The organism is Cellvibrio fontiphilus, from assembly GCF_042646205.1.
GTDB lineage: Bacteria > Pseudomonadota > Gammaproteobacteria > Pseudomonadales > Cellvibrionaceae > Cellvibrio > Cellvibrio fontiphilus_A.
In genome coordinates, this window is sequence record NZ_JBHRTF010000006.1 from 107,964 (window position 1) to 127,684 (window position 19,721).

A 19,721-nucleotide genomic window follows, 5' to 3' on the forward strand; every position below is an offset into this window, starting at 1 on the left:
TATGCGTATTTTTAGCGGGCAGGATTAAGCCTTATCAGCCAGTATTTTTACCGAGTAGATCAAGGCAAGTGCTATTCATCAATAGATAGCTGATGTAGAGCCTTATCCGTCGCACTGGTTTCCACCCCGCCTTCCAGTCGCATACGCAGGGCCAAATCAGTATGTGAATCTGCATTCTGCAGTGCTTCTTGCTGCGATATTCGCCCTTCTTTGAAGAGTTGGTAGAGCGCTTGATCAAAAGTACACATTCCTAAATCATTACTGCGGCTCATGGCCTCTTTAATGCTGGAAATGTCGCCCTTGCTGATCAAATCGCTGATGTAGGGCGATTGCAACATTACCTCAACAGCTGGCACTAATTTTTGGTGTAGGCCGGGAATCAAACGCTGGGAAATAATGCCTGCCAGATTAATGCTCAAATCGAGCAATAATTGATGGCGTGCAGTATCAGGGAAAAAATTAATTATCCGCTCTATCGCTTGGTTGGCGTTGTTGGCATGCAGGGTGGATAAACACAAATGCCCAGTCTCTGCGTAATTCAGTGCTTGCTGCATGGTAGCCAAGTCGCGAATCTCGCCGATCATAATCACATCCGGCGCTTCGCGCAGAGCGTTTTTAAGCGCCTCCTCGTAGGAGAGTGTATCCAGCCCCACCTCGCGCTGATCCACAATGGAGTGCTTGTGCTCGTGAATAAATTCCAGCGGATCTTCAATCGTTAAAATATGGCCGGTGGCCTGCTCGTTGCGGTGATTAATCATCGCGGCCAGCGTGGTGGATTTACCTGAACCCGTCGCGCCTGTGACCAGAATCAAACCGCGCTTGAGCATAATCAGTCTTTCAAGGCTGGGCGGCAAACCCAAGGCAGCCAGCGGCGGGATTTTGGATTTTATGTAGCGAATCACCATACCGGTTTCGCCGCGCTGCAAAAAAATATTAATACGAAAACGGCCAATACCCGTTGCGGAAATCGCCATATTCATTTCCAGCTTGGCTTCAAACTCGGCGATTTGCTTTTGGCTCATCAGCGAATAGGCCAGCTGTTTTATTTCCCCCGGTGCCAGCGTATGCATTTGTAATGGGTGAGTAATGCCCTCTATTTTTATATTGACCGGCGCGCCGGTACTAAAAAACAAATCCGACGCCTGTTTTTCCACCATCAGGTTTAAAAACTGTGAGATTTCCATAAGCCGCTCATGCAGGGGGAACATTGAGCTAGAGTGTAGCTGAAAATTATTGCGACTAAGCGCGGTGAGTGAGGCAATGGCAGCTTATGAAGCCGTTGGTCTTATTGCCCAACGGCTTTAGTAGAAGGTTTTTTAATTCTCGCAGACTCGATCTTGATACTCAGGCAATTCACTAGTGGATTGAAAGCCCAGTTTTTCTGCGTCCACCAGGTTGTTGGGGTGAATGACAAACACATTCAAACTACCGGTGTCGGCGCCGCACATGGCAATTCGGTTTAAACCATCGTGACCTTTTTGCGCACAAATCACATCTATTCCCGCACTCGCCAGCTCCAACCGCGCATCATCCAGTGCAATGCCTTCGCTTTCACATTGAACAGACTGGTCAGCTTTAAAAACTTTAACCTGCTTGCTGGGTTTGGCTTGCTGCATATTCGGCTCCGCCTTTGCAGCTGGGTTAGAGTTTGCTCCACCGCAAGCGGTCAACAGCGCAGCTAAGATTGCGAGGGGTAGCGCCAGTGGCTTAATAATTTTCATAAATCCTCCTTTGAAATGGGTAGTTATCTTGAGGGATTTTAGAAATATTGGTGGCGGGAGTTGTAATGTTTTGTAGGCAAATATAGTGCGTTAATAAAGCTCAAATTTCACCGCGCCATCAAGCACTGCGAGTGAACCTTTGGATGAGGTATACATGCCATCTGCAATAACAAAATAACCTTGGGCGGGCGTGATTCTTTGCTTGTGAATCAGCTTGCCGCCGCTGATGGGTTCCAAGGTAATGTACTGGTTGCTAAAACTTTGCCCCGCGCGTGGAGCAGGGTCGTGAATAATTAATTTCCCCTGTTCATAGCCTACCAGCGTTACCCAGTGGCCGCCGGCCCGCTGGTAGTCGGTTCCATTGCGGTTATACCAGCCTACATTCAACCAAACCGCGCCTTTGCGATGTAAGGCGCTGGTCATCCAATCCACCGTGGGTTGCTGCCCGCTGCGAAACTGCTTTGCTACTGGCCGCCAGCCACTGTACTGCAATGTTTTGTAACTGCCCCAGCGTTCTGTTGCATATTTGTGTACACCTTGGGCTACTTCATAAACACTGGTGCCGTTGTTGGTGTTGGTATTCATGTAGGCTGCTGAGCTGAGTTTATGTACTAACTCAATTTGGTACTGCTCATCCTTATTGTCTTCCAGCCACACAAGCGAATTAGAAACCGCAACCGGTGCGCAAAATTGCTGTCCATCACCCGCAAAACCAGCCTTGTTTAAGGTTTGCAGTAAATCTGGGATTTCGTTGTAAAAGCTTTCAGTTTGAGTAATTTTTACTGTTTGTGGTAATTGATGCTTATCCGCACAATTGCGTGGATTATCGGTGTATACCAATTTACCTGCAGCATTTTTACAGTGAATAATTTCAGCGTTTACTGCAGCGCTAAAGGCACATGAAAAGGTGAGGGCGCTGATAATAATTTTTTTATTCATTTTTTAATTTCCGTATCAGTTAAAAAATTGGCATTACTGCCTAAGCCATAAAGTTAGTAATCGGTTTTCAGTAAGAGGAATTCGGCGTGATATCCGGGTTCACCTCACCATAAACTTCTTCCGGGTCTATACCACTCATTAGCAGAGTTTCACGCACTGTTTGAATATGGTCGAGCACGGTTTGGTATCTATCACCGTATTCGTATTTGTTTACCTCAATGGCTTTAGGCATATAACAAAAGGCAATTTTTAAAGCTTCGAGTAATTCGTCACGTGTTACTTCGGTCATAGCGTGCTCCATTTAAACATTTGCCAAGCGGGATAAGGTATCGGGATATTTCTCGACTAATTTAATTAACACAGCTGCCTGAGCATTAGGTTTTGCACGGCCTTGCTCCCAGTTTTCCAATGTGCGTTTATTAATGCGCAGGTATTGTGCGAACACTGCTTGGGATACATTCAGTTTTTCGCGCAGCTGCACAAGTTCACCACTTTTTAATTCAGGTGCTGCAATTTTTTCAGCGGCATGTTTCTTTAAAGTGATTTTACCCTCGCGTTCATCGCGGAGTGATTGAAAGCCTTCGCTTAACTCGTCGAACAAGTTGCGTTTCATTGGGCACCTCTGGCTTTTAATTCTTGCTTTAACATTTGAGAAAGTAATTGTCGTTGGTCATTGGTTAAATCTGCCAATTCGTCTTTGTTGTAGAGCGTGAATAACCAAAATTGCGAACCGCCATCCCACCAATAATAAATAATCCGCGTTCCGCCGCGTTTACCTTTGCCTCGCTGCGGGTCAGAAAAGCGGAGTTTGCGTAAACCTCCTGTGCCCATCATGACATCGCCCGCCAGAGGCGATTGCATTAGCTCCTGTTGGAGAGCGCGAAACGCTTCGTCATCAAGGTAGTTCTTTCGATACCGCTCAAACGGCGGCAGTTCCACAAAGGTTGCTTTCATAATATCCCTATACGTTATTTGCGTACAGATTTAACTATACGCTCGTAGCGTATAAATTGAAACTATTGGATTTGGAGTCTCGCTGTTGAATTGCATGTGACCCAATATGTTGGATTATTCTGTGTTTAAACAAAAAAATTATCTATATACAGGTATTGCGTATATTTTTTGATCGGCGTAGGGTCTGGATGCCTGTACAGTATGTTGTGCTCTGTACTTAAAACCCATATCCAGTCAATTCAATAGAAGCATGTTATGGCTAAATCAAAATCCTCAAAAATCGGGCGTGACGCTAAAACTGGTCAATTCATTCCCGTCAGCGAAGCTAAGAAGCGCCCCAGTACTACGGTGGTTGAAACCATTAAAAAAGGGAAGTCATGATATTTTTCGAGTTCTATTGCAATGTATGTTAATTGTATGTACATTTGGCATACATTGTTTTAGCGTAGATTTTGATTATGTCGAAAACTCTTAAATCTTACAGGTTTGATGAACATACTCTTGAGTTGATAGATGAGCTCCGAGTGGCTCTGCATTTAAGCAATAATTCTGATGTGTTGCGCAGATCTTTGACGCTCTTAAAGCTTGCCGTAGAGGCCCAGAAAAATGGCGGCACTGTGGCAATAAAAGTGAATGGAAGTGAACGAGAGATCATCATATGAATAGTTCAATTTGCCGAGAGGAAGATAATTCACATTTAGTTGGGATCCACAAAGTAATTAATATCGAGCTGCTTGAAAGAGAGTTGAGGGGGGAGCTAAGGGTTATTAAACGAAATGGAACTGTTGTTCCATTTGACGCTTCGAAAATTGCTATTGCAATGACGAAGGCGTTTTCTGCATTTGAAAGCAATTCGAATAATTTTAAAACTCGTTGGGGAAGGATTGATGCGTATGGCACCTTCGGGCTAAGAAGTTATAAAGATTTTTACACCATTAATTGCATTAGAAGGGCAATAATTGAAGGTATAAAGTGCTTATTGGTTAAGATGGAATTTACCGGTTTTATACGAAAAATTCGACGCACCCCAAATTTGTTTGGATGTATAAGAAACAAGCTAATGCCAAAAGTAGATGGTAAAACTGATTCTGTTGTGTATGGAAGTAACTGCTTTTTTAACTTTCTATACTCAATTTGCAGGAATCATTTTTATGGCGAATCAAAAAATTTCTTTGGAAGTGGAAGAGAAAAATTTGAAGTTGGTTATTTTGGAGTCAAAATCGGCTAGTGCTGAATCTTTACTGAGATTACTTTTGTGTGTTGATCGGTTGAAAGTAAGTACAAAACTACTGCTATCAACTATTGTTGTTTTAATCACGGTTATTATTGTGTTTTTCTAAATATCATGGAGCGGATTGCTTGCAATTCGCTCCATGAAACACCTAGCAACTAGCCTGCATGAAGCCTAGCGAAATGCGGGCTTCACCTTTCGGCAAAGCCCCGCAATCCGTTCACTCCTTGCGGGCTACGAATTACTCCGCAGCCCCTGGCTCATAAGCCAACACCGGACTCAACCAGCGCTCAATCTCCTGCACTGATACACCCTTACGCAACGCCAAACTCTCCACCTGATCCTTTTCAATCTTATCCGTATTGAAATATTTTGCCTCCGGGTGCGCGAAGTACCAACCGGATACGGCGGCGGTTGGCAGCATTGCGAAGTGTTCGGTTAGGGTGATGCCGGTGTTTTTCTCCGCATCCAATAACTTGAACAGCGTGGCCTTTTCGGTGTGATCCGGGCAGGCGGGGTAGCCGGGGGCGGGGCGGATGCCTTTGTATTGTTCTTTGATTAAATCTTCGTTCGTCAGATTTTCATCGCGGTCGTAACCCCAGAATTCTTTGCGCACACGTTGATGCATGTGTTCAGCAAAGGCTTCGGCCAAACGGTCGGCGAGGGCTTTGACCATAATGCTGTTGTAGTCGTCGCCCGCGTTTTGGTATTCCTTGGCGAGTTCTTCTGCGCCTATGCCGGTAGTCACGGCAAAGCCGCCGATGTAATCCTGTTTGCCGGTTGCTTTGGGGGCGACAAAATCCGCGAGTGACATGTGCGGTTTGCTTTCCATGCCTTGTTTTAAATGTTGCTGGCGAATGTGATGCAGTGTGGAAATTTGTTTACCGTTTGCATCAAATACGGCGATGTCATCGCTATCCACGGAATTCGCTGGCCAGAAACCGATGACACCGTTGGCGCGGATCAGTTTTTCGTCGATGAGTTTGCGCAGCATTTGTTGCGCGTCTGCCCACAAGGCGCGCGCGGCTTCGCCGACTATTTCATCTTCTAGAATGCGCGGGAATTTTCCGGCCAAGTCCCAGCTGATAAAAAATGGTGTCCAGTCGATAAAATCCACCAGCGTATTTAAATCGTAATCTTCAAATACTTTGATGCCGGTGAAGGCGGGTGCTGGCGGAGTGTAGTTGTCCCAATCCAGTTTTAAACCCTTGGCGATGGCTTCGGGGTAGGAGCGCACTGTGCCGCGCGGTTTGCGGTTGGCGTTGCGCTCGCGCACTTCTACATATTCCTGCTGCAAATCTTCCACAAATTTGGGGCGCAGTTCATCGGACAAGAGTGTGCTGGCCACACCCACCGCGCGTGAAGCGTCTGCCACGTACACCACTTGGTTGAGGTTAAATACCGGGTCGATTTTTACCGCGGTGTGCGCTTTGGAGGTGGTAGCGCCGCCAATCATTAATGGCTTGTTGATGCCACGGCGTTCCATTTCGCGCGCGACAAATACCATTTCATCCAGTGAGGGTGTAATCAAACCGGACAGCCCAATGATGTCGCAATTTTGTTCGATGGCGGTGTCCAGAATTTTATCGCAGGGCACCATCACGCCCAAATCAACCACTTCAAAGTTGTTGCACTGCAGCACTACACCGACAATGTTTTTACCAATGTCGTGCACATCGCCTTTTACTGTGGCCATTAAAATTTTGCCGTTGGGTTTGGAAGCTTCGGTTTTTTCGGCTTCGATAAACGGCTGCAAATAGGCAACCGATTGTTTCATGACGCGTGCGGATTTAACCACTTGCGGCAAAAACATTTTGCCGGCGCCGAACAAATCGCCTACCACGTTCATGCCATCCATGAGTGGGCCTTCGATGACATCGAGCGGGCGCGGGTAGTGCTTACGCGCTTCTTCGGTATCCGCTTCAATATAGGTGGAAATACCTTTTACCAATGCGTGCTCGATGCGTTTGGCAATGGGCAATGAGCGCCATTCGGCGTCTTCTTTTGCTTCACTGGCTGCGCCGTCACCACGATATTTTTCGGCAATATCCAACAGCGCTTCGGTGCTGCCGCTGTGACGGTTGAGAATCACATCCTCTACTTTGTCTTTTAATTCCTGCGGCAAATCGTCGTACACCGCCAACTGGCTGGCATTCACAATGCCCATGTTCATGCCGGCTTTAATCGCGTGGTACAAAAACACCGAGTGAATGGCTTCGCGTACCGGGTTGTTACCGCGGAAGGAGAAGGACACGTTGGACACACCGCCGCTCACGCCGGCGTGGGGCAGGTTTTGGCGAATCCAGCGGGTGGCTTCAATAAAATCTACGGCGTAGTTGTTGTGTTCTTCTATGCCGGTGGCGACCGCAAAAATATTCGGGTCAAAAATAATATCTTCCGGTGGGAAATTAATTTTATCGACCAGTGTGCGGTAAGAGCGTTCGCAAATTTCTTTTTTGCGCGCCATGGTGTCGGCCTGGCCTTTTTCGTCAAAGGCCATAATTACCACGGCTGCGCCGTAGCGCATGCAGAGTTTGGCTTTTTGCAAAAATTCTTCTTCGCCTTCTTTAAGCGAAATAGAGTTCACAATCGGCTTGCCCTGAATACATTTCAGACCGGCTTCAATCACCTCCCATTTGGAGGAGTCCACCATAATTGGCACGCGTGCAATTTCCGGTTCGCCGGCAATCAGGTTTAAAAATTTCACCATGGCTTTTTCGGCATCGAGCATGCCTTCGTCCATGTTGATGTCGATAATCTGTGCGCCGTTTTCCACCTGCTCCAGCGCTACTTCCAGCGCCGTGGTGTAGTCCTCTTCCACGATTAATTTTTTAAAGCGCGCCGAACCGGTCACGTTGCAGCGCTCGCCCACGTTTACAAACAGTGAGTCTTTGGTGATGTTAAACGGCTCAAGGCCAGACAAGCGGCACGCGGGTTCAATCTCGGGAATTTGGCGCGGCGGGTATTTGGCCATGGCCTCGGCGATGGCTTTAATGTGCGCAGGTGTAGTACCGCAGCAGCCGCCGATAATATTGAGGAAGCCGCTCGCGGCAAATTCTTCCACAATCGCCACCATTTCTTGCGCGGTTTGGTCGTACTCACCAAATTCATTGGGCAGACCGGCGTTGGGGTGGGCGCTCACAAAACAGTTGGCGATGCGCGACATTTCCTGCACATATTGGCGCAACTCTTTGGCGCCGAGCGCACAGTTCAAACCCATGCTCAGTGGGCGCGCGTGGGCGAGGGAGTTGTAAAACGCCTCGGTGGTTTGGCCGGATAGGGTGCGGCCAGAGGCATCGGTAATGGTGCCGGAAATCATAATCGGCAATTCAAAACCGGCTTCATCAAAATATTTGTGCACCGCAAACACGGCGGCTTTGGCGTTGAGCGTATCGAAAATGGTTTCGATCAAAATAATATCGGCGCCGCCTTTGACCAGTGCATCGGTGGCTTCAACGTAATTTTCCACCAACTGATCAAAGGTCACATTGCGCGCGCTGGGGTCGTTTACATCGGGCGATATAGAACAGGTGCGGCTGGTTGGGCCAACAACGCCGGCCACAAAGCGCGGTTTGCCGGGGTTGGCGGCGGTGAACTCATCGCACAGCTCGCGCGCGAGTCGGGCAGCGGCGAAGTTTAACTCCGGCACCAAGTCTTCCATGTCGTAATCGGCCATGGAAATGCGCGTGGAGTTGAAGGTGTTGGTTTCCAGAATATCCGCACCGGCTTCTAAGTAGGCGCGCTGGATCTCGCGGATCACCTCGGGTTTGGTGATGCTGAGCAGGTCGTTATTGCCGGCGATATCCATGTGGTAATCCGCAAACCGTGTGCCGCGATAGTCAGCCTCTTGCAGCTTATAGCTTTGGATCATGGTGCCCATGCCGCCATCCAGAATCAGGATGCGCTCTTTAATGGCTTGGTGGAGTGAACTAATGCGGGCTTGCAGGGCAGCGGGTGCAGTCATGGGGAACCTGTCTGTATATAAAGCTTGATAAGAAATGGCAGAGCTATATCAAAAAAGTTTGATATAGAAAAAGTGGCGCAAATTCTAGCAGAAAAGCCACGTTGGGGCGCTGGTTTAGCCCGGTTAATCAACTATGACTATGACCCCCATAGAAATTTAGCGGCTTCTTTACCGGCGTGGCTAGTGCCTGCGGGGGGAGTTTACAGTAGAATACCCGAGTAATTTAATCGGGTATTATTTGTACATCTGTGCAGTCGCCAAGTCGGTAGTTATCACTCAGCGAATGCCCCCAGCTTCTGAAAGGTTTATATGGTCAACGTTGATATCACCGAATCCGCCCAGGACTACTTGAAAGAACTGCTCGATAAACAAAAGGACAACGACGGTATAGGCATTCGCATGTTTGTCGCCAACCCCGGCACACCCAGCGCGGAAACCTGTATTGCCTACTGCCGCCCCGGCGAGCAAAAAGAGGGCGATGTGGTGGTGCCGCTCAAAGGCTTTAACGCGTATTTTGAAGAGCGCAGTTTGCCATTTTTGGAAGACGCCAAGGTGGACTACTCACCCGACCGCATGGGCGGCCAGCTCACTATTCGCGCCCCCAACTCCAAAATGCCGCGCGTGACCGACGACAGCCCGCTGGAAGATCGCATCAACTATGTGCTCTATAACGATGTAAACCCCAGCCTTGCCTCCCACGGTGGCAATGTGAGTTTGGTGGAAGTGACCGAAGATATGATCGCTGTACTCAAATTCGGTGGTGGTTGCCAGGGTTGCGGGTCGGTCGCCATCACCCTCAAGCAGGGCATTGAAGTCCAGCTAATGGATAAACTGCCAGAGCTAAAAGGCATTCGCGATGTCACCGACCATACGGATCGTACTAACGCCTATATGTAATTGCCTATGTGAAATTGAAGTGCTTGATATAAAAAATCCCGCTGGGGTGTAACCGCAGCGGGATTTTTATTTTCTGTGGCATTAATTGCCGCGATTAAATTTCTTCTCGCCAGGGTTTTTGTGCGGAATAACTGGCGAGTTGTTGTTGTAAATACTCATCAGGCAGATCCAGCGCTCGCGCGTCTCTTAATGCCTGTTTTTGCCATTTAACCGCTTGTTTGAAATCACCATTTTCGGCTGCAACTGCAGCATGGGTGCGTAAGTAAGTCTGGCGATCCAAATGGTTCTTGGCAATTTGTGAAAGGTACTGGTTCGCCAGTTTTCCATCACGGCGTTTGGTGTCTGGATGTGTTGCGAGTATCCAGGCATAGCGTAATTTTGCAGCTGGGCTGGTAGTTGCTGAACGTGTTAGCCAATAAAAAGCTTTATCTTCATTTTTTTCAAAACGCGCGCCACTGAAGGATTCTATTGCGAGCATGTATTGCGCATCCACAACACCGGATTTAGCCGCTTTTAACAACCAACCCATACTTTGCGCTGAATTCTGGGTGCACATATTGCCGTAAAGAATATTGCGCCCCAGAAAGTAGCTCGCCACGCCATTGCCCTGATTGGCGGCCTCTACGTACCATTTATTGGGGTTGTCATCAGTTTTGTAATCGCTGGCGAAAGAGGGGAGTAGTTCCAGGAAGTAGGCGTAGCCAAGCTTGTCTTTATCGCTCCCCGATTCGGCTTTTGCGCGCATATCAACGATGGTTTTATCGAGCTTACTTTTGCTGTAGCTAGTTCCCTTAACCTCAAATGTGAACCGCATACGCATTCCGTTAACATCTACCGGCTTTCCATTTACTTTCATCGGCTCAAATTGAAACTGACGCAGCGCCGTGGTTGCTGCTTTTGTAAATGCGGTTGAAACAGAATAGGTAGGGGTGTGGTCGCGCGTAAACCCGTGTTTGTCGATGGTAAAAACCATATCTACAAAACCGGATGCGCCCTGTCTGAGCATGGCATCTGGATAGCTAGGTGGAACCCGTTTAATCGCACGCTGGCTTTTAACATCAAGAGAAGTGCCAGCAAGTGCTGGAGTTAGTTTTTCTTCTATCGCCGCATCGCCATATTCTGCTAATAGTTTTTGAAATTCTTCTTTGGCTATTTGTTGCTCAGCGGGAGTCATTTTTGCCAAAATTTTGTTGTGCAGCGCTGCGTCGCTCGCAGGTTCATTTTGTGCGCCGAGTGCCATCCAGGCGTATGACATAATGATATTTTTGGGCTGGTATTCACCGCGGTAATACATAACGCCAATATTATTTTGTGCATCGTGATCACCGTAGCGCGCAGCGTCATAAAACTCCCTATAGGCATTTTCAAAGTCACCGGCATTGTAGTAATTCATTCCAAGCTCAAAGTCAGCGCACAGAAAATTACTCCACAATGTGATGAGTGCTGCAACTATAAACTTGGTTTTGTTTGATAAAGACATATAAGCTCCTTGCTATTATTTTGTTGCGAATTCAATTTGTTCTATGTAAACCGGTTTGTGTGCGCTGGTAATGTGTAACCTATTAATATCACGCTCAAGCGATACTTCCATTTGCTCGCCATTCAATTGAACGCTTAGCTTGCCCTGTTTATTCCACGACAGGGTAAGACTATGGTTGTTATTCCAAGCCGCTTCTTGTTCAAAGTAGTGAATCTTTTCGGCGTAATTTTTAAATGTGCTGACCGAGGTTAAATGACCAAGGGTACAATTTTCATCGGTTAGTCTGATGACTGTGGCAGGGTTTTTTTTAGGTTCTGATTTACCCTTCAATAATCTTATTTCTGCAGTAGCATATTGGGGCAGGCTAAAACTGATTCTGGCAGTTCCTTCTTTAGGTAATTCTGTTTGCCAGTCCGAAGTGTGAAAAGGCGTGGTTATGTTTTTGGGTTGCTGCGTTACAGTTGTGCAGCCAAGTAGTTGCAGGAAAATTGCCCCCAGCACCAAGGATCTGAGCCGCATTCTTGTCGTTGTCGTGGTGTTTAGCATTCTTGTCATAGTAGGTCCCTGTTTTTATTAATAAGCACGCAATCATACCTTCTCTCCTTTATTAGTACCAATAACCTCCTCTGTATCACTCTTGTATCTTGTAAAGTACAGTGGCTTTGTATTAAACGCGACAGGGCTAGTCCCCCTTGGGATCAAAAAGATTTACAGGTGTCGGGTTATTTATTGCTGGTGAATACGAAGGATTCGGTCTGGATGATCCTGCAAGCTTGAGGGTACGTAATCCATTTCTTTACCTAGCGACCTGGCTCCTTACCAAAGCGAAGTCATACCAACGGCGACCCATCCCCATATGTTCAACCATTTTCCTCTGCCCTGCGCCATAGTGGATATAGAAACCACCGGCGGTAATGTAACGCGTGATCGCATTATTGAAATTGCGATTGTTGAGGTTACCGCCGAGGGCGTGAGCCGTTGGTCTACCCTGATTAATCCGCGCACCAATGTGCCCGCGGGTATTCAGCGGCTTACCGGGATTACGCCGGCGATGCTGGAGGATGCGCCCTATTTTGAGCAGGTGGCAAAAGAAATTGTGCTGCGCCTGCAGGACAAGGTGTTTGTCGCGCACAATGTGCGCTTTGATTACGGGTTTATTCGCAACGAATTTGCACGTTTGGCCTATCGCTTTAAATCCAAATTGTTGTGCACAGTAAAATTGTCGCGCTATTTATATGCGCAGCACAGCGGCCACAGTTTGGAAAAAATTATCGCCCGCCACAATATTACTGTGAATCAGCGCCACCGCGCGCTGGATGATGCGCTGGCGACCTACGAATTTATGCGCATTGCCGAGCGCGAAAAATCCCCCAGCGAATTGGCCGATGCGATTGCCGCGCAGCAGCGCAACACCGCAATGCCCACAGGGGTGGATGCGAGTTTGATTGACGAGCTGCCCTCCAGCCCCGGTATTTATTATTTTTGGGGCGAGCAGCGCGAGTTACTTTACATAGGTAAAAGTGTGGATATTCGCAAACGGGTGTTATCGCACTTTACGGCCGACCATAAATCGGCCAAAGAGATGACCATTTGCCAGCAGACGCGCAGCATTACTTATGAGCAAACCGCGGGAGAATTGTCGGCGCTGATTTTGGAATCCAAAAAAGTCAAAGCCCTGCAGCCGCTTTACAACCGCAAGCTGCGGCGCGTGAGCCAGTTTTATACCATTGAATTGGTGCAGCAGAATCAACTGCTCAGTCCGCGTATTATTCCCATTAGCCAGCAGTTGCCGGCGCAGCAAAAAGTCTATGGTTTATTCCCGGCGGCGGCAAAAGCCAAACAAACATTGCAGCGTCTGTGCGAACAGCATAATTTGTGTTACCAGGTGTGTGCTATTGAAACCGGCAGCAATCGACCTTGCACCAGTCATCAATTAAAAAAATGCCAGGGTTTTTGTGTGGGCAAAGAATCTGCGCTGCAGCACAATGTGAAGCTATTGCATGCGCTGTCGCAGCAGGCACTAAAAACTTGGCCTTATCGCGGCACCTTGGCGCTGATTGAAAAGAATGCCGGGAATGGCATGGAGCAGCATTTGCTGATTAACAACTGGTGCATTTTAGGTATTGCGGAATCGCCAGCCGACTATGGGGAGATTTTGGCGAATAACCCCAAACCACAAATTGATAAAGATATTTACCGCTATTTAGTGAAAGCGATTTTTCATCCATCGCCACAGATTCGGTTAGTGCCAGTGGATGATAAAACACTCAGGCTTGCGGTTTAAATCTGCGATGGTTAGTGATTGGTTTGATGGGCAATCAAGCGATCATATTCCCCGGTTTGCTTCAGCATTAATAAGCCTTTATCCAGCTCTTGTGCCATCCAGCGTGCGCGCGGACTTTTATGGGAAAAGGCGAGATAAACATCGCCCTCATGATTCAAAAAACGCTTGTCAAAAATTCCCGCTTTAATTTGCAATTGGCGCATAGCGTATTCGGCTTCCCGTTCAAACATAATGCCTGCATCTATTCGGCCTTGTTTTAACATGCGGATGATTTGCGATTGCTGGCTTACTTTAACCTCGGTGAAGCGGTAGCGCTGTTGCTCGTAATCATCGCCGTATTCGTAATCGCGAATCACACCGACACGAAATTTATCCGGCACTTCTTTTATCGATTGGATTTGCGGGTGATGGCCCGCCGCAAAAAACCAATAAGACTTCACCCTCAGTAGCGGCACCTCGCCAAAAATGTATTTCGCCTCTGTGGTGGACTGGCGATTAACGTTAAAGCCGCCGTCAATTTTTCCTGAGTCCAGATCGTGTAATACCCGTGCGTAGGGCAGAACATGAAAAACAGGCGTTACCCCGGAATTTTTAAATGCCGCTTTAATCAGGTCGACGGAGATGCCTTTGCCGCTTGCATCGCTGTAGGGTGGCCAGGAGTCTTCTGCACCCAAGCGCAATTTAATGTCGTCGGTTTGTGTGTCGGAGGGGTGGCTGGGTGAGGATGCAAATAGCGGGTGACTGGTCAGGAGTTGGATTACCAGCAGTGACACGAGTGAGGCCAGAGATCGCGGCAGCATGGATAAATCACCTGTTCTAAGAATTGTAATATTAATATTGATGATTAATCTCTTTTGGTTATATGTCAATACGTCAAAGAACTTAAAAGGGAATGTAAAAACACCGTAACAAGCCTTATTACCATAAGTAAATGAGAATTATTACTATTGTTATTGATAATGGTTCTCGTTATTATGCGCGCCGCACAGTGATCCGTTTCTTTACTATTACAAGGGCTTGTTATGACCATCGGAAAACCAACCAACTCATCCATTGTGGCCAAAAAGCATGTGAAGGCATTACAGCTTGGGGCTACTGCACTTTCGTCGGCTATTTTTCTGGCTGCAACCCCCGGCGCTCTGGCACAAGATGCGCCCAAGACAACAAAAAAGTTGAATACCGTAAAAGTAGAGGCCAAGGCGCTGGACTCCTACAAGGCAGAGCAGGTGAGTTCACCCAAATTTACCCAGCCATTGGTGGATACTCCGCAAACCATCGTGGTGGTGAAAAAAGAGTTATTCCAACAGCAGTCCGCCACCACCCTGAGTGAAGCCCTGCGCAATACTCCCGGCATTACCATGTTGATGGGTGAGAACGGCAATACCTCCACCGGCGACTCCATTTTTATGCGCGGCTTTGATACCCAAGGCAGCATCTATGTGGATGGTATTCGCGATTTAGGCAGCATTAGCCGCGATACCTTTAATACCGAGCAAGTGGAAATCGCCAAAGGCCCGGCCGGTGTGGATAACGGCCGCGGTGCGGCATCGGGTTATGTCAACCTGAGTTCAAAAGTGGCTAATCAGGAGGATGCAACTTCAGGCACTGTTATTGGTGGTACAGCGGATTACAAACGCGCCACGGTGGATGTCAATCGCACCTTGGGTGAAAACACCGCAGTGCGCGTAAACCTGATGAAACAGGATGCCGGCGTGGACGGTCGCGATGAAGTGGAAAACAACTTCCAGGGCTTTGCTGCTTCATTGGGTTTAGGTCTGGGAACCGATACCCGCACCTACATAAATGTGTTGTCGATGGAGCAATCCGGTGTGCCTGATGGTGGTATTCCCACAATTGGTTTGGATGGTTATTACAACGCAATTTTTGCAACTGGCGCGCTGGCAGGCCAAACACCGGAGCGCGTAGACACAGAAAATTTCTACGGTTCCACCAGCGATTTCAACGATGTAAAAGCCAACATGGTCACTGTTCGCATTGAGCAAGATCTGGCCGAAGGCGTCACCCTGCGCAACACCTCGCGTTACGGTCGCACCAATCAAGACCAGCTGTTAACGGGCGTTAATGCCATCACTTTTGCGACGCCTGCAAATTCCGAAAGCTGGACGATTTCGCGCTCGCGTCAAGGTAAAGACCAAACCAACCAAATTCTCACTAACCAAACAAATTTAACCGCTTCGTTTGATGCGGGTGGTGTAAAGCATGATCTGGTATCAGGCATCGAATTTATTTACGAAAGCCAATTAAATTACACCATGAGCATGCCGTTCACATCGTCAACCTCCTCGACGACTGTGAGTCAGGTTGGTGCCAATCTTTATAACCCAAGCACGCGCGATGTATTCCAACCGGTGCATCGCACCGGTGCAAAAACTGATGGTGAAACCACCACTTACGCATTCTATGCGCAGGACACCATCACCTTGAATGATCAGTGGGAATTGAGCGCGGGCGTGCGTGCAGACCGCTTCCATACCAAAACTGATGTGGTGACTCGCCAAGCCGCTGTCACTGCACCTGCAGTGCAAACCATTCCGGTAGGCACCTTGTTGGCGAGCGATGCCAAACTCAGCGATGAATTATTCGGTTGGAAATTGGGTGGCGTTTATAAACCAACAGCCAACGGCTCTGTGTATGTGAGTTATGCAACCTCGGAATTGCCACCGGGCGGCGCCAATTTCGCACTCAATACTACCAACGCTGCGAATAACATCAACAATCCGAATCTTGATCCGCAAAAAGGCACCAATGCCGAAGTGGGTACCAAGTGGAATGTATTGGACAATAAATTATTCCTGACCGCCGCGTTATTCCGCAGTACCAATGAAAACGAAATTGCAACCAATCCTGATGGCTCCTCTGTTGCTCTGGGTGAAAAGCAAGTGGAGGGTGTGGAGTTGGGCGCAGTGGGTTCATTAACCGACAAATGGCAAATCAGCGCGGGCTTGGCATTTATGGATAATGAAATTACCCGTGGCAATCGCACAGTGGATAACCCGGATACTCCTGCCAATGAAGCCTCGGGCAACAACGAAGGTGGTGCTATCCAGTGGTCACCAGAGATGACATTTACGCTGTGGAACAGCTACACGTTTGACAGCGGTTTGTTAATTGGTGGCGGTGCGCGTTATGTGGATTCTATGGTCAGTTCCAGCACGGTGAATGCGGCGGCACAAAGCACACGCTCTATGTTGGAGTTTGGCGATTACTGGGTATTTGATGCTATGGCCTCTTACCCGGTGACTAAAAACCTCAGTGTTCAGCTCAATATTCTCAACATCACCGATGAAGATTATGTGGCGAGTTTGAATAACGGTGGTTCACGCTATTACCCCGGTGCGCCCTTGTCGGCACGTTTGGGTGTGAATTTTTCGTTTTAATTAAAAACACAATGCTGCGTAGGGGCGCAATTTATTGCGCCCTTTATTTATTTGCACCGTTTATTTGTTGAACATTAATTTTTTAGCCACTGTTTATCGGGCGCAATTTATTGCGCTTCTGCGGGGACATAATGTTAATCCACATTCCAGAGGTATTAAGCAAACAGCAGGTGGCAGAATTCCGTGCGCGCTTGCAACAAACCGATTGGGTAGATGGCAAAGCCACTGTCGGTGTGCAGGGGGCGCAAGTAAAAAATAATCGCCAGCTGCCTGTGGATAGCCCCCTTGCGCGTGAGTTGGGCGAAATTATTTTGAAAACACTTTACGCCAATCCACTGTTTATGTCGGCAGCGCTACCGCTGCGCATAGTGCCGCCACTATTTAATGCCTACCGCGGTGGTGAGCATTACGGCTTTCATGTCGATGGTGCGATCCGTTTGATGCCCGGTAGCAATTTGAGTTTGCGCACCGATGTTTCTTCAACCTTGTTTTTGTCTGAACCCGATGAGTACGACGGTGGTGAATTAATTGTGCAGGACACCTACGGCAGCCACGAAGTAAAACTGCCGGCCGGCGATTTGATTTTGTATCCCTCCACCAGTTTGCATCAGGTTGCGCCAGTCACTCGTGGCGAACGTGTGTGCAGTTTTTTCTGGACCCAAAGCATGGTGCGCGACGATTGGCAGCGCAGTTTATTGCATGAGTTGGATTGCAATATCCAAGCACTGCGCCAAAAAGTGGGCGACTGTGATGAAGTGCTGGGGCTAACGGGGCACTACCATAATTTATTGCGGCAGTGGGCGCAGGTGTAATGCTAAACGCTAAAAAACCAATTCGTTTTTATCTAGGCAGTGTGCGCGAATGGCATTGGATTAGTTCGGCAATTTGTTTGGTGGGCATGCTGTTATTTTCCATCACCGGCATCACGCTTAATCATGCGGCGGATATAAAAGCGACGCCGGAAATTATCACCAAAGAAGCACAGTTGCCGGCACAAATACTGGCTGCCATATCTGTGCCGGACGCAGAACAAGCACCCTTGCCAGAAACGCTGCGCGCTTGGTTGGCAGATACGCAGCACATTGAGGTTCACAAGCAATTAGCCGAGTGGAGTGAGGATGAAATTTATGTGTCGCTGCCGCGCCCCGGTGGTGATGCCTGGTTAAGTATTGATTTGGCTTCCGGCGAATTGACTTACGAACTGACAGACCGCGGTTGGATTTCCTATTTCAATGATTTGCACAAGGCCCGCAATACCCCTGAAGTCTGGAGTTGGTTTCTCGATTTTTTTGCAATTGCCTGCATTATTTTCTGTATAACAGGCTTGCTCTTGTTAAAGCGTTATGCAAGTGGTCGCCCCGCAACCTGGCCTATGGTTGGGTTGGGTTTGGTGGCGCCCTGGGTGCTGCTTTTATTATTTATCCATTAAAAAATACTGTGAAGTGAGGGAGTTAATATGCGTTTGCGTTATGCCATAAGTTCGCTGTTGTCAGTTATGAGTATTTCTTCAGCCATGGCTGCGGATTTACAGGTATCGGTAGAAATTCCAACGCTTGAGGTTGCTGAATATCACAAACCTTATGTTGCACTTTGGCTGGAAAATGAAAAAGGCGAGAGCACTAATTTAGCGGTGTGGTATCAACTGGAATCGCGCGGTGAAAAAAGTGAAAAGGGAGAAGAGTGGCTGAAAGATATGCGCCAGTGGTGGCGCCGTATCGGTCGCGATACCGATATGCCGGTGGATGGTGTGAGTGGTGCAACACGTGCACCCGGTAAACACACTGTCACTTTTGCTGAGGGCAAAGCGCCTCTGGGCAAATTAAAACCGGGTAATTATGTGCTGATGGTGGACGCGGCGCGCGAAGTAGGTGGGCGTGAATTGGTAAAAGTACCCTTTACCTGGCCTGTTACTGCTGTGCAATCCGCCACCGGCAAAAAAGAATTGGGTGAAGTAAAAATCACGCCTTAAGGGCAGGAATTATTGTATAAAAATTTTATTAACTGGATTTTTTAAGAGGAATAATGATGAATCGTTTACTCAAAACCACACTCTGCACCGCACTGGTTCTGTGTTTGCCATTAACAGCACAAGCTCACCGCGCCTGGTTATTGCCAAGTGCCACCGTGCTCTCCAGTGATGATGCCTGGGTGAGTATTGATGCCGCCGTGTCCAACGATATTTTTCACGCCGATCATGCCCCCATGCGTGCAGAAGGTGTTGTGGTTACCGCACCGGATGGTGCCACACTGCCAGTACAAAATGCCATGACCGCAAAATACCGCAGCACGTTTGATGTGCAATTGCCACAAAAAGGCACCTATAAAATCGCAGTGGCATCCAGCGGTTTAATGGCGCGTTGGGAAACAGAAAGTGGTGAGCGAAAAATGTGGCCAGGTCGCGGTGAGCGGGCTAATCCAGCCGACTTTGACAAAATGGTGCCTAAAAAAGCCAAGAATTTAGAAGTGTCGCAATTCTCTCGCCGTATGGAAACGTTTGTGACTGCCGGCTCGCCCAGTGACTCGGTATTAACACCCAGTAAACAAGGTTTGGAATTGGTGCCCATTACTCATCCGAATGATTTGTTTGCCGGCGAAGCAGCGAACTTTCAATTCCAAATGGATGGCAAACCCGTTGCTGGCGTGAAGGTGACCATTATTCCTGGCGGCATGCGCTACCGTAATGACCAGGCGGCGATTGAACTTGAGTCCGATAACAAGGGCAATATTTCTGTCACCTGGCCGCATGCAGGCATGTATTGGTTAAGTGCAAATTACCGCGATAATAAAGCCAAAAAACCGGCCAGTGTTCGCGCAGGCAGTTATGTCGCTACCTTTGAAGTATTGCCGGAATAA

General features: G+C 48.1%; 18 protein-coding genes and 1 pseudogene. 9 read left to right on the forward strand and 10 right to left on the reverse strand.

All coding sequences use genetic code 11. From position 1 onward, the window contains the following. Nucleotides 1–71 precede the first annotated feature (71 nt). The 6 genes from ACFODX_RS14235 to ACFODX_RS14260 all read right to left on the reverse strand — a co-directional run bounded on the left by ACFODX_RS14235 (nt 72) and on the right by ACFODX_RS14260 (nt 3,614). Nucleotides 72–1,184 carry a PilT/PilU family type 4a pilus ATPase gene (locus ACFODX_RS14235; protein ID WP_378120313.1) on the reverse strand — a complete coding sequence of 371 codons (1,113 nt, stop codon included), beginning with the start codon at nt 1,182–1,184 and terminating at the stop codon, nt 72–74. Between the two features lie 132 nt (nt 1,185–1,316). Further along, entirely contained in the window at nt 1,317–1,721 is a 405-nt protein-coding gene (locus ACFODX_RS14240; protein ID WP_378120315.1) for a hypothetical protein, read from the reverse strand. 90 nt (nt 1,722–1,811) lie between these two features. Beyond that, the gene (locus tag ACFODX_RS14245) at nt 1,812–2,660 is read right to left on the reverse strand and encodes a C39 family peptidase (protein ID WP_378120317.1); all 849 of its coding nucleotides are present in this window, start codon (nt 2,658–2,660) and stop codon (nt 1,812–1,814) included. A gap of 67 nt (nt 2,661–2,727) precedes the next feature. Further along, nucleotides 2,728–2,949, reverse strand: coding sequence for a penicillin-binding protein (locus ACFODX_RS14250; RefSeq protein WP_378120319.1), 222 nt, complete (start codon nt 2,947–2,949; stop codon nt 2,728–2,730). A gap of 12 nt (nt 2,950–2,961) precedes the next feature. Next, on the reverse strand, nt 2,962–3,273 hold the full coding sequence (locus ACFODX_RS14255; RefSeq protein WP_378120322.1) for a helix-turn-helix domain-containing protein: 312 nt from the start codon (nt 3,271–3,273) through the stop codon (nt 2,962–2,964). Next, nucleotides 3,270–3,614: an addiction module toxin RelE gene (locus ACFODX_RS14260; RefSeq protein WP_378120324.1), complete on the reverse strand. Its 345-nt coding sequence runs from the start codon at nt 3,612–3,614 to the stop codon at nt 3,270–3,272. Before ACFODX_RS14260 ends, ACFODX_RS14255 begins: the two co-directional genes overlap by 4 nt. A 255-nt stretch (nt 3,615–3,869) precedes the next feature. On the opposite strand from ACFODX_RS14260, the gene ACFODX_RS14265 reads away from it, so the two are divergent. Further along, nucleotides 3,870–3,995, forward strand: coding sequence for a hypothetical protein (locus tag ACFODX_RS14265; RefSeq protein ID WP_378120326.1), 126 nt, complete (start codon nt 3,870–3,872; stop codon nt 3,993–3,995). A 370-nt stretch (nt 3,996–4,365) separates the two neighbouring features. Then, nucleotides 4,366–4,470, forward strand: a pseudogene (locus ACFODX_RS14270) (ATP cone domain-containing protein); the annotation flags it as partial. 616 nt (nt 4,471–5,086) lie between these two features. On the opposite strand, the gene metH reads toward ACFODX_RS14270, so the two are convergent. Then, nucleotides 5,087–8,809, reverse strand: a complete 3,723-nt coding sequence (gene metH, locus ACFODX_RS14275) for a methionine synthase (RefSeq protein ID WP_378120329.1) — start codon at nt 8,807–8,809, stop codon at nt 5,087–5,089. Nucleotides 8,810–9,118: 309 nt separating this feature from the next. Here metH and nfuA point away from each other — a divergent pair, with 309 nt between their 5' ends. Beyond that, nucleotides 9,119–9,706, forward strand: coding sequence for a Fe-S biogenesis protein NfuA (gene nfuA / locus ACFODX_RS14280; protein WP_324259095.1), 588 nt, complete (start codon nt 9,119–9,121; stop codon nt 9,704–9,706). Between the two features lie 94 nt (nt 9,707–9,800). Here nfuA and ACFODX_RS14285 read toward each other — a convergent pair whose 3' ends face one another. Continuing rightward, complete coding sequence (locus tag ACFODX_RS14285; protein ID WP_378120331.1) at nt 9,801–11,186, reverse strand: tetratricopeptide repeat protein; 1,386 nt, start codon at nt 11,184–11,186, stop codon at nt 9,801–9,803. A gap of 15 nt (nt 11,187–11,201) precedes the next feature. After that, the gene (locus ACFODX_RS14290) at nt 11,202–11,741 is read right to left on the reverse strand and encodes a hypothetical protein (RefSeq protein ID WP_378120334.1); all 540 of its coding nucleotides are present in this window, start codon (nt 11,739–11,741) and stop codon (nt 11,202–11,204) included. Between the two features lie 301 nt (nt 11,742–12,042). Here ACFODX_RS14290 and ACFODX_RS14295 point away from each other — a divergent pair, with 301 nt between their 5' ends. After that, nucleotides 12,043–13,470 carry an exonuclease domain-containing protein gene (locus tag ACFODX_RS14295; protein WP_378120336.1) on the forward strand — a complete coding sequence of 476 codons (1,428 nt, stop codon included), beginning with the start codon at nt 12,043–12,045 and terminating at the stop codon, nt 13,468–13,470. 11 nt (nt 13,471–13,481) lie between these two features. Here the strand turns inward: ACFODX_RS14295 and ACFODX_RS14300 are convergent, their stop codons facing one another. Next, entirely contained in the window at nt 13,482–14,270 is a 789-nt protein-coding gene (locus tag ACFODX_RS14300; RefSeq protein WP_378120338.1) for a substrate-binding periplasmic protein, read from the reverse strand. Between the two features lie 222 nt (nt 14,271–14,492). Between ACFODX_RS14300 and ACFODX_RS14305 the strand changes: the two genes are divergently transcribed. The 5 genes from ACFODX_RS14305 to ACFODX_RS14325 all read left to right on the forward strand — a co-directional run bounded on the left by ACFODX_RS14305 (nt 14,493) and on the right by ACFODX_RS14325 (nt 19,721). Beyond that, on the forward strand, nt 14,493–16,868 hold the full coding sequence (locus ACFODX_RS14305; RefSeq protein WP_378120340.1) for a catecholate siderophore receptor Fiu: 2,376 nt from the start codon (nt 14,493–14,495) through the stop codon (nt 16,866–16,868). A gap of 131 nt (nt 16,869–16,999) precedes the next feature. Then, a complete protein-coding gene (locus ACFODX_RS14310) occupies nt 17,000–17,680 on the forward strand; it encodes a Fe2+-dependent dioxygenase (protein ID WP_378120343.1) in 681 nt (226 codons plus the stop codon). Beyond that, a complete protein-coding gene (locus ACFODX_RS14315) occupies nt 17,680–18,297 on the forward strand; it encodes a PepSY-associated TM helix domain-containing protein (protein ID WP_378120344.1) in 618 nt (205 codons plus the stop codon). The genes ACFODX_RS14310 and ACFODX_RS14315 overlap by 1 nt, the downstream gene beginning before the upstream one ends. Nucleotides 18,298–18,324: 27 nt before the next feature. Beyond that, on the forward strand, nt 18,325–18,837 hold the full coding sequence (locus ACFODX_RS14320) for a DUF2271 domain-containing protein (protein WP_378120346.1): 513 nt from the start codon (nt 18,325–18,327) through the stop codon (nt 18,835–18,837). Between the two features lie 56 nt (nt 18,838–18,893). Then, nucleotides 18,894–19,721, forward strand: a complete 828-nt coding sequence (locus ACFODX_RS14325) for a DUF4198 domain-containing protein (protein ID WP_378120348.1) — start codon at nt 18,894–18,896, stop codon at nt 19,719–19,721.

Bases quoted from the DNA above. Each gene is read 5' to 3' on its own strand.
- ACFODX_RS14235 (WP_378120313.1), bottom strand. From the start codon at position 1,184: ATGGAAATCTCACAGTTTTTAAACCTGATGGTGGAAAAACAGGCGTCG.
- ACFODX_RS14240 (WP_378120315.1), bottom strand. From the start codon at position 1,721: ATGAAAATTATTAAGCCACTGGCGCTACCCCTCGCAATCTTAGCTGCG.
- ACFODX_RS14245 (WP_378120317.1), bottom strand. From the start codon at position 2,660: ATGAATAAAAAAATTATTATCAGCGCCCTCACCTTTTCATGTGCCTTT.
- ACFODX_RS14250 (WP_378120319.1), bottom strand. From the start codon at position 2,949: ATGACCGAAGTAACACGTGACGAATTACTCGAAGCTTTAAAAATTGCC.
- ACFODX_RS14255 (WP_378120322.1), bottom strand. From the start codon at position 3,273: ATGAAACGCAACTTGTTCGACGAGTTAAGCGAAGGCTTTCAATCACTC.
- ACFODX_RS14260 (WP_378120324.1), bottom strand. From the start codon at position 3,614: ATGAAAGCAACCTTTGTGGAACTGCCGCCGTTTGAGCGGTATCGAAAG.
- ACFODX_RS14265 (WP_378120326.1), top strand. From the start codon at position 3,870: ATGGCTAAATCAAAATCCTCAAAAATCGGGCGTGACGCTAAAACTGGT.
- metH (WP_378120329.1), bottom strand. From the start codon at position 8,809: ATGACTGCACCCGCTGCCCTGCAAGCCCGCATTAGTTCACTCCACCAA.
- nfuA (WP_324259095.1), top strand. From the start codon at position 9,119: ATGGTCAACGTTGATATCACCGAATCCGCCCAGGACTACTTGAAAGAA.
- ACFODX_RS14285 (WP_378120331.1), bottom strand. From the start codon at position 11,186: ATGTCTTTATCAAACAAAACCAAGTTTATAGTTGCAGCACTCATCACA.
- ACFODX_RS14290 (WP_378120334.1), bottom strand. From the start codon at position 11,741: ATGACAAGAATGCTAAACACCACGACAACGACAAGAATGCGGCTCAGA.
- ACFODX_RS14295 (WP_378120336.1), top strand. From the start codon at position 12,043: ATGTTCAACCATTTTCCTCTGCCCTGCGCCATAGTGGATATAGAAACC.
- ACFODX_RS14300 (WP_378120338.1), bottom strand. From the start codon at position 14,270: ATGCTGCCGCGATCTCTGGCCTCACTCGTGTCACTGCTGGTAATCCAA.
- ACFODX_RS14305 (WP_378120340.1), top strand. From the start codon at position 14,493: ATGACCATCGGAAAACCAACCAACTCATCCATTGTGGCCAAAAAGCAT.
- ACFODX_RS14310 (WP_378120343.1), top strand. From the start codon at position 17,000: ATGTTAATCCACATTCCAGAGGTATTAAGCAAACAGCAGGTGGCAGAA.
- ACFODX_RS14315 (WP_378120344.1), top strand. From the start codon at position 17,680: ATGCTAAACGCTAAAAAACCAATTCGTTTTTATCTAGGCAGTGTGCGC.
- ACFODX_RS14320 (WP_378120346.1), top strand. From the start codon at position 18,325: ATGCGTTTGCGTTATGCCATAAGTTCGCTGTTGTCAGTTATGAGTATT.
- ACFODX_RS14325 (WP_378120348.1), top strand. From the start codon at position 18,894: ATGAATCGTTTACTCAAAACCACACTCTGCACCGCACTGGTTCTGTGT.